The organism is Acinetobacter sp. 12966 (assembly GCF_031196995.1).
Classification (GTDB): Bacteria; Pseudomonadota; Gammaproteobacteria; order Pseudomonadales; family Moraxellaceae; genus Acinetobacter; species Acinetobacter geminorum.
In genome coordinates this window covers 169438-185489 of record NZ_JAVIMC010000006.1, presented here as the reverse complement: position 1 = coordinate 185489, position 16052 = coordinate 169438, and the positions used below count along the sequence as shown (strand labels likewise).

The window sequence follows — 16052 nt, the reverse complement described above, 5'->3', positions numbered from 1 at the left end:
TAATCATTATTTTTTATCCAACTTTTCCTTTAATGTGATTCCATTACATAGAAGGAGCAAGGTTATGATCACCCAGCATGATATAAATCAAAAACAATATCAAAATAAATCTCTCGACTATTTAAACAGCCAAGCTCACTCTGAAGGTATTGAATTTAATAAATTTGTTAATGAAATTCAGAAATTTGAAAATGCTGTAGTCCTTGATTTAGGCTGTGGTGGTGGTCATGTCTCTTATAATGTTGCTCCTCATGCTGATCTAGTCTTTGCATACGATTTATCTCATGAAATGTTAGACACCGTGTCTAAAACTGCTAGCCAACGTAAATTAAAAAACATCTTTGTGCAGCAGGGCATTGCTGAAGATATGCCTTTTAGCGACCATCAGTTTGATGTGGTCATTAGCCGATATTCTGCGCATCACTGGCAGCATGTTCCGACTGCAATGAAGGAAGTAAATCGTGTTCTAAAGCCTGATGGCATTGTTATTTTTGTAGATATTATTAGTTCTAGCTCGCCTATATTGGATACGTTTTTACAGACGATCGAAACTATTCGAGACCCGAGTCATGTAAGAAACTATAGTGTGAAAGAGTGGGTCTATTTTATCGAAGATGCAGGCTTTGATTTGGTTGGTTTAGATAAACAAACGCTTTCGTTAGACTTTGATAGTTGGGTGAAGCGTATGAAAACGCCTGAAGATCAAATCAAAACTATACGTTATTTGCAGGAAGGTTCATCTGACCTTGTGAAGAAATATTTCAAAATTCAAAATGACGGTAGCTTTGAAAGTCATGTAGGTTATTTTGTCTTTAAGAAACTAGGGTTTTAAATTAGCAGAATGAGTAAGGGTTTTAGTAGATTAGAAATGAATTAAATATCACTAGAACTCTTTTCTCGAATAGCTTGAATTATATTAAAGATGACTATAAAACAAATCCAATATCATTTATTTGATAAAAATTAATCACCCAATTTTATTAAGGTGATTAAGTATTCAAAAGAGAAGTGGTTTTATTTAATTTTCTTTTTATTAATAGACACTTATGAATAATTATTATTTAATACGCCCGCAATATTATCACTAATACTTTTAATAACTTTGTCGGGGAAATAATGCGTATTTTTTTAGTAACAGTTCTCACTTTATTAGTAGGAACATCAATTTATGCTAGTCAAGAAACCAAGAATCTTCTAGAGCAAACACAATGTGAGAAAGCAGTTGAACTACATGGCTTTTTAAGCCGTGCTCAACTTGATTGTAATTCTCACTATTATTCAGAAGAGTTAAAGGATGCTGCAGCAAAATGTACTAAACATGAGCTAGGCGATAAATACGGTAGAGAAGTCATGAAGTTTGGTATGAAGCAATTTGAAGAGCGCAAAAGAGAAGATGCAAAAGGCCATCTATGTAGTAAGGTTTTAAAAGATTTCCCAAACTATATTAAAAAATAAAAAGGTTTTAAAAAACCGATTCTAGCAAGCCGATAAGATGGATTTAATTATCCATTTTATCGGTGTATCACGACATAAAATTTACCAGTTGAACCAGAAAACACACTCTAAGAAGCAGTCTAATACTATATTGACACTTAAAATTTCTTTTAAATGAATAGAATTGAAGAATTAATAGAGATATATTTTAAAAGGTATATTCATTTTTTAATACTAAAAAAGCTATTAGAAGGGCGTAAAATTATGACTATAAAGGAAGTTGCAAGTCCAATTGACCTAAGAAAAGCGGCTGATGCTCTAGAGTGGGCTGAAGAAGTAAATGTGAAACGCCCTTGGAGATATGAATTTTTTAGCATGTATGTGGCTGAGATTAAGTCACTTAATCTCAAAAAAACTAAGATTCTTGAGATAGGTGCTGGTACTGGCTATTTGGCAAAAATTCTATTAGAAAATATAGAGTCTCTGGAATATACAGCTTTAGATTTTTCTGAAGCTATGCATGAGTTGTCCAGAAAAAAATTAGGATCATTTGCGAGTAAAGCTAACTACTTAACTGCCAATTTTAGAGATTATGGGTGGTACAACGTATGCCAACAAGAAACTTTTGATGTCGTCATCATTCACCAAGCTTTACATGAGTTAAGGCATAAAGATTTTGCTAAAGAGTTTCATATGCAAGTTAGAAATCATCTCTTAAATACAAATTATTTATATATAGTGACCGATCATATAGTCAAAGATGAGGAAGGGATGAAAAATAAAGGCTTATATATGACTATTGATGAGCATATAAATACATTTTCTTTAGCTGGTTTTAAGAGTGTTGAATTATTAAAAGAAAAGAATGCATTATGTTCTTTCAAAGTTTCTTAAGCTGCTTTCAATAATTATCCCATTTTATAAACCAAATCTTCTGTATTGGATTAATAAACCCTTTTACTAAAATTATTTTAAAGCTTTATTTGTAGCCAATATCACATTGACACCTAAAACCCCTCCGATTATGCTTTGCCTGCTGGCCACATTGCCAGCCGGCTTTGACAGGCTGTTTTTCATCTAGGGCACCAAGAAAGTAATTTTTTGGTGGCGAACTCGTTCGTCCCCCCTTCGTAGCGGTAGGACGGAGGTGGGACGCCTTGTGCGTGCCGGTTCCTAGATGACTGGTCTGTCAACCCATCTTCGTTCTGCCACCATAATTATTTGACAGTAATTCGGTAGAACTTCTATTTTATCTAGGAGTCCGCTATGCGTACTATTTCTTCTTTATTGGCTTTTGCCAAAGTCTCTCTATTCATACCACTCGAGCAATCTATAAAGCGGTTCAATCGACTCTAGGTTTTCTACACCTTAAGAATCTAAAACACAGCAACTATAAAACTTGAGATAGGTCAGCACGCCATTTTGTGCGGCTTTTGCATGCCTGTTTTTTAGCACTCATTTTAAGAGTGACGGCATTTCTATCTCATTTACATACAACAAAAAATTATTTTTAGCGGTATATCTATGCCAAATTTACAATCTTCCTTTAAAGCATTAAAAGTGCTTCACGTAGCAAAAGACTTATTTAATCAATATGGATTTCACAAGGTCGGTGTTGACCGAATTATTAGTGAAGCCAAGGTTTCCAAAGCCACTTTTTATAATGCCTTTCACTCAAAAGAACGGCTAATCGAGAGGTGTATCAGTCTCCAAAAAGACACGCTAAAAGATAAAGTGTTTTCCATTCTCTATTCTTACAATGAACTCATGGTGCTGGATAAACTTAAGCAAATTTATTTTTTACATGCGAGTTTAGAAGGGCCATATCATTTACCCTTTAAGTCATTGTTTGAAATCAAAAGAGTCTATCCCAAGGCCTATGGCGTTACGATCGAGTACCGAACTTGGTTCATCAATGAAATTTATAAACTACTTTTATCCGTCAAAACTACTGCCTCAGTCGAAGACGCTTACATGTTTTTATGTATGATTGACGGGGCAATGTTCCGACTTTTTGAAAAAAATAGTATTGATGAAAGCGCGCTAGTTCGATTGTTTCTTTTTAATCTTTGTCGGTCTAGATAACTCTTAAACGAAAGAAAGCCTCCCAAAAAGAGGCTTTACTTTGTATTGAAATAAGCGCTTAGCTTGATTACACAGGTTTTGCGGCCTGCGCCATTCCTTCAAAATATTGAACCGCAGGCGAGCGAGCCATATAAGCTAAAGCTTGCTCGGTGTCTCCCTCATGAATTGGGTTAAATTTTGGTGAAACCCATCTTAAAGTCGCTTTCCACAAATATTTAATAGTCGGTAAGTTGTCTGAGCGAGTCGCAGTTTTTTCAAATTCTCGAATAATTTTGAAGTAGCCACGGCGCATCAATTTTTGAATATCTTCATGCTCTAAATCTTGCTTACCTAAACTACGGGCAAAGTCAGCAAGGAAGTAAATAAACAGTGGAAAAACCGCCGCCATAATCACTTGGCGCGACACATAAAACCCAAACTTGTTTGTTAAAAGGTGCTCAAATAAATCGTAAGCAACACAGCGATGTTCTACTTCTTCAGCCAAATGCCAACGGAACAAATCTGCCATAGCAGGGTCAGCTTGGTCCCAAGTCTTACTGTCCAGCGTCCATTGACCAATGGTTCCCGTAAAGTGCTCGATTGCAGCAATCACGCCCACTCGGAAAAGTAACCAATATTCATCAAGCTTTTCGCCTTTTAAAAAGGGTATGCCGAGCGGTTTGTCACCCAATAAAATGTTAAAAACAAAATGGGCACGGTTGAGTGTTTCTTGAATGTCGTAACCATTTTCACGTAAGAAGTCCTGTGCTTTTTCATGCGCACGTGCATGAGCAGCTTCTTGGCGGACAAATCCAATCACTTCTTGTTTTAGGGTTTCATCGGTAATTAAGGGCAGGGTTTTATTAAACACACGGCAAAACCAAAACTCACCAGCTGGCAAGAGCATGTTAATGCCATTGGCGACATGCGAGCATAGCGGATCATTCGGCATCCAACAGACCGATGATTCGGTAAAATCGAAATGTACCTTTCTGGCTTTAAGCTGATGATTCCCTGTGATCATATACGTCACCTTATTCATAATTGTTCATTTAATGCGAATGCACAATTTTTAGCACTAAGTAAAAACGATCACCATGTGCTTAAGGGACAAAATGAACCACAAAAAGGTTTGTAGAGATAAAAGCAGCTCCGTTAAAGACTAGGTGAATTTGAAATAAAACGAGGTTAAGTTTTATTTATTTTAAATATGAGATAAATAAAAAAGGGCTCCTTTATAAAAAGGAGCCTTAGTTTTAGATTTTAGTAATAAACTAATTTTATTTTATTAGTAAAAAATAGCTTATTTAAAAAAGCTAACTATTTTATAGTTATATTTAGAAGTCTAGATCGCTTGCCACTGATCTTTAACTTCCTCTGAATTTTTATTCAGAATGACTTGGTCTTCTTTTACTTCCCCAATCCATCCTGTAGGAATAAGGTGATGTTGACCACTTTCATCTCGGGTGAGTTTTAACTGGTTTTCACCTTCAAGATGATCGACTGTTCCTACTTTAGTGCCACAAGAAGCAATAACATCTGCGTGTTTTTTAATATCATTAATATTTAAAGTGTTCATTTTAGACCTCTTCTGTAGAAATAGAAAAACGGTAACAACTAAATTACTTTAAATAATGAACTAAATGTTGAGTTTTTAATAAACCTTACATGATCGGTTTATAAGTTCACTTAATGGGTGTATTTGAATAACAATGAAATAATTAGATATAAAACTAATAATATTTATCTTTTTATTACAATTTATATGTTTATTTAAACAGAAGTATTTAGATATGGTTAAATCAAGTCTTATAAATAATTATTTGCAATGAATATTAAAATACCTATAAATATGACGATATTAAGTATATTGAGTGAATTTGAAGCTGCCTTAGCTGAAGATAAAAGTAAGCTTCGTATAGATTTGCTCAATCAATTGGTAAGTTTAACTCACAATTTGCCTCACCCAGCTTCTGGCCAAACCTATCAACGTTGGCAACTTTTTGCGCAGATTGCTGGAGTCGACTTAAGTTTAGCTAAGCTTTTTGAGTCTCATTGCGATGCTCTAAGCATTTTGAGTGAATTGGGTTATCAACAACAAATAGATGACCAGACTTGGGCTGTTTGGGCAGCAGACGGTGGACCAGCGCCATTACAAGTGGAAGATAGTCTTTGTAATGGCATCAAGCTTTGGTGCTCTGGTGCGGAATTTATTCAAAAAGCTTTAATGAGTTATAAAGATCAGCAAGGGCAGGCGCAGCTTTGTATTGTTGACTTAAGTCATCCATCCATTACGACCGATTTAAGCCACTGGCATGCTGTAGGCATGCACGCAACACAGACTGCACAAGTTCGTTTCGAGAATACGCCTGTTCAGATGGTTGGTCAGCCAAACAGTTATTTAAAACGCCCAGGTTTTTGGCATGGTGCAGCAGGTGTTGCGGCCTGCTGGTACGGTGCCGCCGTAAGTCTAGCCGGTTTTTTACAAGAAAGCTGTCAGGCAAATCCGAATCTTTATAAAAAATTGTATTTAGGAGAAGTCGCTCAGCAGCTAGATATCACCAAACAGTATTTTCAATATGTGGCCAAGCTGATAGACCAGAAACCAATGCTAAGTCATGAGCGGGAAATTCGAATATTGCGTGCCCAAACAGAACAATGCTGTTTGAGTGTTATTGAAAGAGTAGGTAAAGCCTTAGGCGCTCGTCCTTTTTGTGAAGATGCCACATTTGCTCAGCTCATGGCTGATTTGCCTGTGTTTATACGGCAAAGTCATGCCGCGTTTGATTATGAACAAATTGCAGAACTCTGTGTATCGGAGCAAAGCCTATGGGAACTTTAAAACATCCTTTGGTTGAAGACCGCGTTATTTTTGGTGAGGGTACGGCCAAAGAGCAATGGTTAAAGGCATTTAAAGAACAACCGTTAGCAGCTTTAGATCTTGAGCTATTTCGCTCAAAAAGAGTGGTAATTGTTGCGCCACATCCGGATGATGAAGTGCTTGGCTGTGGCGGATTAATGCAGCAGCTTGTTGCACTGAACTGCAAGATTTTGGTTTTAGCGGTAAGTAACGGTACCCAAAGTCATCCTAAATCTACAAAATATCCTCCAGATCAGCTTAATATTCTTCGCCCGCAAGAAAGCTTGGCAGCCTTAAATTGTCTAGGGGTAGCAAAGTCAACCGAGCATATAGAGCTTAATTTGTTAGATGGCCAGATCCATTTGCAAACCGAACAACTGTGGCAGAGTTTAGACAAGTTAGTTCAAGCCGACGATATTCTAATTTGTAGCTATGAATTTGATGGTCACCCAGACCATGAAGCCGTGGGTAAAACCGTACAAGCCTATGCAACCGCTAAGCAACTACTCTGTTTACACGTATTAATTTGGGCTTGGCATTGGGCAGAGCCTTTAGACCCACGAATTGATTGGCACCGAGCAAAAGCCTACCGCTTAACCGAAGAACAGCTAACTAAAAAACGTCAAGCAATTTTGCAGTTTAAAACCCAACTTGAAGCAGATGAAACCACGGGTAATGCTGCGGTTCTCTCTCCAAGTGCGATTAAACGTCTTTTAATACCTCATGAGGTTTATTTGAGTGATTCATTCTCGCGTGTACTTTGAAGATTTATATCGTCATAACAGTGATCCATGGGGCTATGACGCTCACTGGTATGAAGCCCGTAAAAGACAAATTTGTCTCGCGCTGCTGACAAAACCCCGCTATCCAAAGGTGCTAGAAGTGGGCTGTTCAAATGGACATTTAAGTTTTCATTTGGCGCAAAGAGCTGATGAGTTAGTGTGTATAGATGTCTCTGAGCGTGCTGTTCATTTAGCTTCCGAGCGGCTACAAGAGTTTGAGCATGTTGTGGTTGAGAACAGGAAAATACCCGAAGACTACTCAATTCAAAAATTTGATCTGATTTTAATTAGTGAGATGGCCTATTACTTATCCAAGGATGAATTACATCAGTTTATTGAAAAGTTAAAGCATAGTTTAAATGATGATGGCGAGATTCTGTGTTGTCACTGGCGTCATGAAATTCAAGATTTTGAGTTAAACGCTGAACAAGTTCATCAAGCTTTTCAGCAACATTTCCCATTTCATCATTACCTCAGCTTAAACGACCCAGACTTTATGATTGATCTGTGGACGGCGAATACTTCCTCTTTAGCACAGCAGGAAAAACTAAGATGAAAATAGGTATCGTCATTCCAGCACATAACGAAGAGCACTATCTATCTGCCTGTTTGCAATCTATTCAGGTCGCCATAGATAATATTTCTGGTTATGAGGTAGAAGTGCTTGTTGTACTCGATAACTGTACAGATCAGTCGCGGTTGATTGTACAAAGCCATCAAATCAATTGGATTGAATGCAACTATGCATGTGTGGGGCAAGCGAGAGATTTGGGAATCCGTCATTTAATTGGGCGTGGCGTGACATGGATTGCATGTACTGATGCAGACACCGTGGTGAGTCCAGATTGGCTACGCTATCAAATCCAGCACCAACCCACAGATGCAATTTGCGGCACTGTGACGCTAGACGATTTTAGTCATCTCTCAATAACAAAACAGCAGAAATATTTAGCGCACTATAAAGATCAGATGGATCACGCGCATATTCATGGCGCAAATTTAAGTTTTAGTGCAGAGGTCTATCTTTTGGTTGGTGGCTTTGAGCCTATCTCATGTCATGAGGATGTATCTCTAATCAAAAAATTGATTAAGCATTGTTGCAATATTACTTGGAGTAATCTGGTTCGAGTAACCACAAGTAGTCGTTTAAATGGACGCGCACCTCAAGGTTTGTCGTACTTTTTAAATAATCTCTAATGACCTAAATCATCACTTCGCCCAATATCGAAATATTCTTTAAATTTTTAGGATCATATTTAATAGTAATAATGCTACCGACTTTATATTTATGTTGATCTTGCTTAGCAATAAGCACCTTTAGATTTTCAGTAATGATTTGGCCTTGCTCAGTTTGAAATTTTAATTTTATATAACATAAAGGGCGATATTGCACCTTAGCTAATGAGTCTTGAAAATATACGACCTCGGCAGAAGTCATCTTTCCTCGTTTATAAATCAAAAATCTTTGAACCTGACTTTTAAGAAAAAAGGTCCAGACAATATAGATAAAGAATAAGCTGAACCAGACCACTCCAATAAAAGTCAAAAAGTCAGAAAATTTCACTCTATACAACCAGAAGCGTTCGTTTAGCACATTATTCTAAAGGAGCTGATAGCTTCGATCTACTTTCTAGAATCAATCTTAAACATAAATAGGCAAGGGAGTGAAACTAAGTGATTCGATTTAAATTTGAGTGGGTATATAACTTAGTTGTTGTATTTATGACTACATATGTAAACAAACCTTATTATAAATGTCCTTAACCCCTAAAATTCTAGAAAAGAAAGTTGTAAGGTGTATAGGTTTGGATTTTTTAAATTTTTTACGTGATATTCGGGGTGAGTTAAGCCAATATCCTTGGCTAGAGATGTTTGTTTCACTCACTATTTTGATTTTATTTGCAGCAATAGCAAATTTTATTGCCAAACGCATTATTGTTCGGGGCGTTCGTCATTTAGTCACAAAACTCAAATCTCCGAATCAATCTATTTTTGCTCAGCATAGCGTTATAAAGAAATTTGCAAATATTGTTCCTGCCGTTGTGATTATGAACGGTATTGCAACGGTTCCTCATCTATCTCCGAAGTTTATTGCTTTTGTGGAGATGGGCGCGCAAGCATTCATTTTTCTTACACTCGCGCTTACGATCAGCGAACTATTAAATATCTTTAACCTTATTTATCAGCGTAATCCGAAATCTAGAAATAAGCCGATTAAAGGTTACTTACAGCTGGTTAAACTCATTTTATTTGTTGTGTGTGGCCTCATGATTTTGGGAACATTCCTTAAAAAGGATGTGTTCACTTTACTTGCAGGTTTTGGTGCAATGGCAGCGGTATTAATGCTGGTTTTCCAAAACACCATTTTGTCTTTGGTGGCGAGTGTACAAATTGCCTCTTATGACATGGTGCGTATTGGCGACTGGATTGAAATGCCATCACTCAATGCAGATGGTGATGTAATTGATATTTCACTGCATACCGTGACTGTTCAAAATTTTGATAAAACCTATACCACCATTCCAACCAATAAGCTCGTGACCGATACTTTTAAAAACTGGCGAGGCATGAGTAATTCAGGTTGCCGTCGAATGAAACGCTCACTTTTCATCGACCAAAGTAGCGTTCATTTTATGAGTGATGAAGAGCAACAAAAGCTCAAAGACTTTTTGTTGTTAGATCAATACTTAAGTACAAAGAACTCTGAGATTGAAGAATTCAATAAGCATTTAAGCAATCAATCTCGTTACAACAAGCGTCGCCTAACCAATATTGGTACATTTAGGGCCTATGTAGAGTTTTACTTGCGTCAGCACAAGGGCATTGCTCAAAATCAAACCATTATTGTTCGTCAGTTACAACCGACCAGCCAAGGTTTGCCGTTAGAGATTTATGCATTTACCAACACGATTGCGTGGGTTTCTTATGAAGCGATTCAGTCAGATATTTTTGATCATTTAATTGCGATTCTTCCCGAATTTGGTTTACGTGTTTACCAAGCACCTTCGGGTCATGATCTGCAAAGATTAACGGCAGAAATTCACCCAAGTTAAGTTTTAAGCTATAAATAACAGCAGCTAAACGAATTTGAAAAAGCTCCCAGACAGGGGCTTTTTTTTTACTCATACTCTTCACTGAAGATTAGCCGGCAAACCAAATATTCTGATGATCACACATTGGGCTTAAATGTTTAATGCGTAGGTTGTCTTGCTCAAAATCACCGCCCCCTCCAACAATATCTAATTCATTGCCTGGGGCGATGTGCTTGCCTTTATAACTCAAAGATTCTTTTTCAGAATCCCACTGAGCTGTGTGTTCTGGAAAGATAATGAGTATATCGTTCACATAAAGACACTCTTGTTTTAGCTGCAATATTCCTTTTAAGCGTGCTGATGCAGAAACGCTATTAAACTGATAGACTGGGAGTTTTACAGCATCGGTATCGTCGTTTGCTTCTTGTTGATGACATCCTGCAACAAGGGCAAATACCATGGTGTAAATTACTTTATTATAGATACCCAATTTTGTTCCTATAAGGGTTTTCATATATTTGATAGTAATTGACTAAAGTTACATATCAATCTTTAGATTGTTAAAGAAGATTTCATCCCATTACCACTCCAATTTCAAAGTTAAAGACCAAATGAGTTTATTTATGGGAATTAAATTTTTGGTTATTATAATTTATGTATTTGCATATTGTTGTCTTTTTTCATCTGCTCTTTAAGACGTAATATGTCGTGTCATTCGCCAAAATAATAATGCCAGAAGGCTAACACCTGCGCCGAGTGCACACACGCCAAACCATCCAGCATAAGCATAAGTCGCTGTTGTGCTGATTGCACCGAATCCGCTACCTACCGCATAAAAGAGCATATATAGACCAACAAGCCGACTATGCGCTTCTGGACGAGTACGAAAAATCATACTCTGATTGGTCACATGTAGGGCTTGTCCACCTAAGTCTAGCAATACGATGCCAATTACAAGTGCCCAGAGCGAATAGGGCATGAGTGAAAGTGGAGCCCATGCAATTAATAATATTAACAGTGCCGCCAAGCTTGTACGCTGAGCATATCCACGGTCTGCCCAGTAACCGGCACGTGCAGCAGCCAAAGCACCAATCACCCCAACGAGCCCAAAAGACCCAATAATCGTATGTGAAAAACTATAAGGTGGCTCACTCAATGGCAATACCAGTGCGCTCCAAAAAATATTGAATGCCGCGAACATGAGTAAAGCTAAGACACCCCGCACTTGTAGCACTTTTTCTTGGCGTAGCAGTTTCAACATAGAAGCCAAAAGCTGCGGGTAGCGCATGGCACTAGGTTGAATATTTAAATGAGGCAGACGTTTCCAAAGGGGCAAAGCAATCATGAGCATGATGATGGCTGCGCATAAGTACACGCCGCGCCAACCCGCTATATCACTAATTCCCCCTGAAAATACGCGGGCAAGTAGTAAACCAATGAACACACCACTTTGTGCAGTACCTACTACATGTCCTTGCTCATGTGGGGCCGCAGCACTTGCAGCATAGGCAATAAGCCCTTGTGTCATGGTTGTGCCGAGTAAACCCACCGCAAGCATTCCTACCAAAAGAATAATCGTAGAATGGGCAAAGCCAACCACGAGCAATGCAGATATTAAAGCCAATAACTGTAGGGCCATTAATCGATGCCGATTTACCAAATCACCCAACGGCACTAAAAAGATTAAGGCTAGCGCACAACCTATTTGAGTGGCGGTCACCACACCACCAATGGCGGCATGACTCACATTAAAGTCACTCGCCAATATGTCGAGTAGAGGCTGTGCATAATAGACATTTGCTACGCTTGCACCACTAGCAATCGCAAATAGCAAAATTACTCCACGAGGCATGTTTGGAAGTGGTCTATCACTTTCGGCGGATGAAGTTGAAGATGCAAGAGAAGCTTTCATAGTCCTAAATCCATTTAATCTAGTTTTAAAATGAAACTAGTTGAATGTTAGATTCACTGGTTTTAAAATGCAACTAGATAACTTGTTACTGATGATTAGTTAGGAAACTCAATGGCGAACTCTACATTGATAAAAGATGAACCTTGTCCTGTTGCGCGCTGTGTCAATCTCATAGGAGATCGTTGGTCATTGCTTATTGTGCGTGATGCTTTTGATGGAATGCGCCGTTTTGGAGACTTTCAGCGGAGTTTGGGAGTTGCGCGAAATATTCTTTCAGATCGCTTGAGAAAGTTAGTTGATGCAGACGTTCTTGAAATGCAAGATGCTTCGGATGGTACGGCCTATAAAGAGTATATTTTGACAGCTAAAGGGGAGAGTTTGTTTCCAGTTGTTGTGGCTCTACGACAATGGGGTGAGCACAACCTATTTGAAAGTGGTGAACGTCATTCTCTGTTAATTGATAAAAATACAGGTCAGCAAATCCCATTTATGGTGCCAGTCGCGGCAGATGGAAAAGTGCTTAATGCGTCTGACACTCAAGTGCAAAAGGTGAAATGAAATTAATCGCGCCGTCTCATTCTTTTGCCCCTGTAAAAGCGGAGAAAAAAATAACCTTTTTTAACTTAAATTTGGGCAGATTAGTTGCTAACCTTGCGCGTCAAATTAAGGTGAGATTATGAGATTTATATTCCTCTTTATAAGCGCAATTTCAATTCAATGTTATGCAGCATCAGAAGCAATGGAACTTCATTACTGTGAAACTGTGAAAAAAGCAGCGAGTGGGGTGATGGATGCTAGACAACATGAAGTGCCAGCTAAAGAGTTACATGACATCGCCAATCATCTTGAAGAGCAACAAGCCAAACAACTTTATCAAGAGCTTATCAAATCTGCATATTCTTCAAAATTATTTGAAGACCCTCTCATTAAGTCAAAAGCTGTCGAGAACTTCCAAACCACGTGGCATGAACAATGTTTGGCAAAGGAATTAGCTAAAAATATTTGAGGGTGGTAATGGGAAATGTGGAAATCGATTATTAACCTATGAAAAAATAATGAAACTAGGACTGCTATTCCATAAATCTGGTGATTTAAGAAAAGTTTGGCAGTTTGTTGAGAAGTACAAAGCTGGTTTATATAGAGGACATGTTCTTGGATGATGCGCATAGGAAGGCGACGCAACGAGCGATGAAGACTTAAGTAGTGACTTTTGGTACATAACTTAGACTTTGCGACGTAGCTTAGCGGGGTTGTTGACACATAATGCAGTCAAGTGATTGACATTGACGCTACGATTCTGTATTGACACTTTTGTCATTAGTACGTACTATGCGTTTAAACGAAACGTTTACTATTGTGACGCGGTGACTGACTGCGACGCATATTTTATTTAGACGTACATAGGTTAAATCAAGCGTAAGCTTTGAGAGGAGACGCCATGAAAACTACAAAATTAAACTATCGCTTAGCAGATGGTTATGGCATCGGCTAGTTTACAAAAGAATACAAATAAAGCATCCTATTATGGGTGCTTTATTTTTATGAGTATAAAATGGTAATTGATAACATATTATTACTAAGAACAATTTTATTATTTTTACCTTTTTTTGGCCTTTGGTATTTCTTTGATAAGAGAATTAAAGATAAATTCTTTTTAAAGCCGCGAACCCATGTGCAATTAAATTTCATAATGATTGCATTAGTGATTGTTTTTATGGAACTAGTCTATTGGAATCTGTTCCTCAGAGACTACACATTCCTTGCGTTTGAATTAACAAAGATATCTTTCGATCCTAAGGGAGAAGAAAGACAAACTATATCAAACACACTGGTAGTTCTTTTGGGAACGGTAGTTGCAATTTTAGGCTGGTTATTTCCAACGCGTGCTAATAGCGTGGCAGCAACTAGAAGCCATACAATACATACTTTAATGGAGTCAAGACTTTCAGAAGTCTACAACCATAAAGTTATGTTATGTACTGAGGTTTATGTAACAGCTAGAAAACAATTTGGTGATGGCTATAAACTAAAAAAAGAACACTTTGAAAAACTTGATCAAAAGTATAAAGATGCAATTCACTATCTTTTGAACTATTTAGAATTTGTTTCTACTGGCATTCGCTTTGGCGATCTGGATGAGACATTAATGAAGAATATGATGAAGACTATTATTAATACAAACTATACATTTTTCGAAGAGATTATTAAGGACAAACAAATAACTTTGCCAACTGTTTATGAACATTTAACAGCACTTCAGAAAAGATGGAGTTGTAATAAGTAAGATGAACCGCTAGAGATAGCGGTTTTTATTGCGCCATTATTGACCTGTGTTAAATTACCCCAAAATATAAAGGTAATTTTATGAAAAAGTTTTATCTATTTACACTCATGCTTACATTGATAGGTACGGTTCAAGCCAAATCACTGGAAAATAAGGAAATAAAGAAAAGGTGTGAATCATATACAGAACTAGCATTGGTATATTGGGATAATTATTTCAATGGTCAAAGCCGAGAGGAGCAATATAATTTAGTCGAAGAAAAGATCCAAGATGAAGTAGGGATTGTTTTTAGTAAGAAATTAATTGACATTGCCTACGACTATATACCATTTCCGGTGGATGAAAGTGAAAGAAAATCATACAGGAAAGATTATTCATCAATGTTTTTCAATAAATGCATTCTAGGTTATAAATCTTCTAATTAAATTATTAAACATTATATAACTGCCTATGAAGGATTTTAAATCAGCTTTATGTCGAATTTACATTCAATAACTTTCTGGTATTCTCTTCTTATTCGTGAGGAGAGAATAATGAAAAAATTACTGACTTTTTCTTTAATTTTTTTTGTGCAGTTTTCACATGCAGCAGAGTGGTTGCATATATTTAATACTGAAACAGAAGAGTATTACGTAGATATAGAAAGTGTTAAAAATGTTAATTCTTACAATAAAGACTTAGTAAAAGCATGGTTTAAATTAGATATTTTCAAAGATATCGCAAAGGATGGTATGGGAGTTGGGGACAAAACTATGGTTTTGTACCAGATAGATTGCAAATCAAAGAAAATGGGCCTTTTACAAGGGATTAGGTATAAAAAAGGAAAGCCATTTGGTGCAACTCTTAATATGCCTAATCCAAATATGAAAGATGTTATACCTGACTCTAATGGAGAGGATATGCTAAACAGAGCTTGTTCTATTTATGAAATTCAAAATGGAACGAGAAGTTAAAGATAAACGGAGAAAAGCATCCTAGGGTGCTTTAGCCAACCGATTTACTGCAGCTTGAATAATATCGGGTAAAAGTTCTTTTTTTGGACCTTCACGGTCAGCAATAATTTTTACAATATTTTCACTAGTTAGAATCCAACAATCATTTGGAATAAATTGAATCTGAGGTTTTCCATCAAAATGATTGATAGTTAAAAACATCCTGTGTGAGTGCATTATTCTAGTAATTATTGCCCTTACAATCTCTTCTTCAGGATACTTTGGTTTTTCTGGTACTTCACCCCCTAGTCGGGCAATTTCATCATGTAAACTCCAGTAATAGGTCATGATTTGATTTCGAGTTTCCGTCTCAAGTAAATCAAAAGAAGATGGTTTATCAGTTTGAATAGATACCTCATTTGTTCCTGTTGAATATGAAGTGGGTGCACCACACTTAGGACATGCATAAGCAAGATTGCTAAATTTTTTCTCACATTCTTTACAATTGATTAAAGCCATTTCTCTTTCTCTAAATTGGTTTTTAGAGTCTATAAATCTACTTTGAAATAGTTTCAAATTAATTTTCTTAGTTATGTCGGAATAATTTTAAATATTAGTTTTTAAGATCCATTAGGTAAGAAACAGTCGAGCGTAGCTGATTTTTCTAATTGAGAAGCAATAAAAAAACCACCTAATCTTTTCGAATTAAGTGGTTTTTAAATTTTGGAGCGGGAAACGAGACTCGAACTCGC

19 protein-coding genes and 1 pseudogene are annotated in these 16052 nt (G+C 37.1%); 14 read left to right on the top strand and 6 right to left on the bottom strand.

Annotated elements, in window-relative coordinates; all coding sequences use genetic code 11:
* Positions 1 to 64 precede the first annotated feature (64 nt).
* From RFW85_RS00990 to RFW85_RS00975, 4 genes are all read left to right on the top strand, one after another.
* Positions 65 to 832 carry a class I SAM-dependent methyltransferase gene (locus RFW85_RS00990; protein ID WP_170247894.1) on the top strand — a complete coding sequence of 256 codons (768 nt, stop codon included), beginning with the start codon at positions 65 to 67 and terminating at the stop codon, positions 830 to 832.
* Positions 833 to 1116: 284 nt separating this feature from the next.
* Positions 1117 to 1455: a hypothetical protein gene (locus RFW85_RS00985; protein ID WP_170247893.1), complete on the top strand. Its 339-nt coding sequence runs from the start codon at positions 1117 to 1119 to the stop codon at positions 1453 to 1455.
* Positions 1456 to 1698: 243 nt separating this feature from the next.
* Entirely contained in the window at positions 1699 to 2328 is a 630-nt protein-coding gene (locus RFW85_RS00980) for a class I SAM-dependent methyltransferase (RefSeq protein ID WP_170247933.1), read from the top strand.
* Positions 2329 to 2958: 630 nt separating this feature from the next.
* Positions 2959 to 3519, top strand: coding sequence for a TetR/AcrR family transcriptional regulator (locus RFW85_RS00975; RefSeq protein ID WP_170247892.1), 561 nt, complete (start codon positions 2959 to 2961; stop codon positions 3517 to 3519).
* Between the two features lie 67 nt (positions 3520 to 3586).
* Here RFW85_RS00975 and RFW85_RS00970 read toward each other — a convergent pair whose 3' ends face one another.
* Together RFW85_RS00970 and RFW85_RS00960 are read right to left on the bottom strand one after the other, a co-directional pair.
* Positions 3587 to 4522 carry a metal-dependent hydrolase gene (locus tag RFW85_RS00970; RefSeq protein WP_017481400.1) on the bottom strand — a complete coding sequence of 312 codons (936 nt, stop codon included), beginning with the start codon at positions 4520 to 4522 and terminating at the stop codon, positions 3587 to 3589.
* A 321-nt stretch (positions 4523 to 4843) separates the two neighbouring features.
* Entirely contained in the window at positions 4844 to 5077 is a 234-nt protein-coding gene (locus RFW85_RS00960) for a DUF2171 domain-containing protein (RefSeq protein ID WP_014206240.1), read from the bottom strand.
* Between the two features lie 249 nt (positions 5078 to 5326).
* On the opposite strand from RFW85_RS00960, the gene RFW85_RS00955 reads away from it, so the two are divergent.
* The 4 genes from RFW85_RS00955 to RFW85_RS00940 are packed head-to-tail and all read left to right on the top strand — an operon-like array spanning position 5327 to position 8337.
* Positions 5327 to 6340: an acyl-CoA dehydrogenase gene (locus tag RFW85_RS00955; RefSeq protein ID WP_170247891.1), complete on the top strand. Its 1014-nt coding sequence runs from the start codon at positions 5327 to 5329 to the stop codon at positions 6338 to 6340.
* Positions 6328 to 7122: a PIG-L deacetylase family protein gene (locus RFW85_RS00950; RefSeq protein WP_170247890.1), complete on the top strand. Its 795-nt coding sequence runs from the start codon at positions 6328 to 6330 to the stop codon at positions 7120 to 7122. Before RFW85_RS00955 ends, RFW85_RS00950 begins: the two co-directional genes overlap by 13 nt.
* Positions 7097 to 7696: a bifunctional 2-polyprenyl-6-hydroxyphenol methylase/3-demethylubiquinol 3-O-methyltransferase UbiG gene (locus RFW85_RS00945; RefSeq protein ID WP_170247889.1), complete on the top strand. Its 600-nt coding sequence runs from the start codon at positions 7097 to 7099 to the stop codon at positions 7694 to 7696. Before RFW85_RS00950 ends, RFW85_RS00945 begins: the two co-directional genes overlap by 26 nt.
* Positions 7693 to 8337 carry a glycosyltransferase family A protein gene (locus RFW85_RS00940; protein WP_309171063.1) on the top strand — a complete coding sequence of 215 codons (645 nt, stop codon included), beginning with the start codon at positions 7693 to 7695 and terminating at the stop codon, positions 8335 to 8337. The genes RFW85_RS00945 and RFW85_RS00940 overlap by 4 nt, the downstream gene beginning before the upstream one ends.
* 4 nt (positions 8338 to 8341) lie before the next feature.
* Here RFW85_RS00940 and RFW85_RS00935 read toward each other — a convergent pair whose 3' ends face one another.
* On the bottom strand, positions 8342 to 8704 hold the full coding sequence (locus tag RFW85_RS00935; RefSeq protein ID WP_309171062.1) for a DUF3592 domain-containing protein: 363 nt from the start codon (positions 8702 to 8704) through the stop codon (positions 8342 to 8344).
* Between the two features lie 241 nt (positions 8705 to 8945).
* Here RFW85_RS00935 and RFW85_RS00930 point away from each other — a divergent pair, with 241 nt between their 5' ends.
* Positions 8946 to 10193, top strand: coding sequence for a mechanosensitive ion channel family protein (locus RFW85_RS00930; protein ID WP_309171061.1), 1248 nt, complete (start codon positions 8946 to 8948; stop codon positions 10191 to 10193).
* An 88-nt stretch (positions 10194 to 10281) separates the two neighbouring features.
* Here RFW85_RS00930 and RFW85_RS00925 read toward each other — a convergent pair whose 3' ends face one another.
* Positions 10282 to 10686, bottom strand: coding sequence for a hypothetical protein (locus RFW85_RS00925; RefSeq protein ID WP_309171060.1), 405 nt, complete (start codon positions 10684 to 10686; stop codon positions 10282 to 10284).
* 131 nt (positions 10687 to 10817) lie between these two features.
* Positions 10818 to 12084, bottom strand: a pseudogene (locus tag RFW85_RS00920) (MFS transporter).
* A gap of 111 nt (positions 12085 to 12195) precedes the next feature.
* On the opposite strand from RFW85_RS00920, the gene RFW85_RS00915 reads away from it, so the two are divergent.
* The 5 genes from RFW85_RS00915 to RFW85_RS00895 all read left to right on the top strand — a co-directional run bounded on the left by RFW85_RS00915 (position 12196) and on the right by RFW85_RS00895 (position 15321).
* Entirely contained in the window at positions 12196 to 12642 is a 447-nt protein-coding gene (locus RFW85_RS00915; protein WP_309171058.1) for a helix-turn-helix domain-containing protein, read from the top strand.
* A 118-nt stretch (positions 12643 to 12760) separates the two neighbouring features.
* The gene (locus RFW85_RS00910; protein WP_016138707.1) at positions 12761 to 13090 is read left to right on the top strand and encodes a hypothetical protein; all 330 of its coding nucleotides are present in this window, start codon (positions 12761 to 12763) and stop codon (positions 13088 to 13090) included.
* A gap of 546 nt (positions 13091 to 13636) precedes the next feature.
* Complete coding sequence (locus tag RFW85_RS00905; RefSeq protein ID WP_309171057.1) at positions 13637 to 14368, top strand: DUF4760 domain-containing protein; 732 nt, start codon at positions 13637 to 13639, stop codon at positions 14366 to 14368.
* An 80-nt stretch (positions 14369 to 14448) separates the two neighbouring features.
* Entirely contained in the window at positions 14449 to 14793 is a 345-nt protein-coding gene (locus tag RFW85_RS00900; RefSeq protein WP_309171056.1) for a hypothetical protein, read from the top strand.
* 108 nt (positions 14794 to 14901) lie between these two features.
* Positions 14902 to 15321, top strand: coding sequence for a surface-adhesin E family protein (locus RFW85_RS00895; protein WP_309171055.1), 420 nt, complete (start codon positions 14902 to 14904; stop codon positions 15319 to 15321).
* A gap of 21 nt (positions 15322 to 15342) precedes the next feature.
* On the opposite strand, the gene RFW85_RS00890 is transcribed toward RFW85_RS00895, so the two are convergent.
* Positions 15343 to 15876: a hypothetical protein gene (locus RFW85_RS00890; RefSeq protein WP_309171054.1), complete on the bottom strand. Its 534-nt coding sequence runs from the start codon at positions 15874 to 15876 to the stop codon at positions 15343 to 15345.
* Positions 15877 to 16052 lie beyond the last annotated feature (176 nt).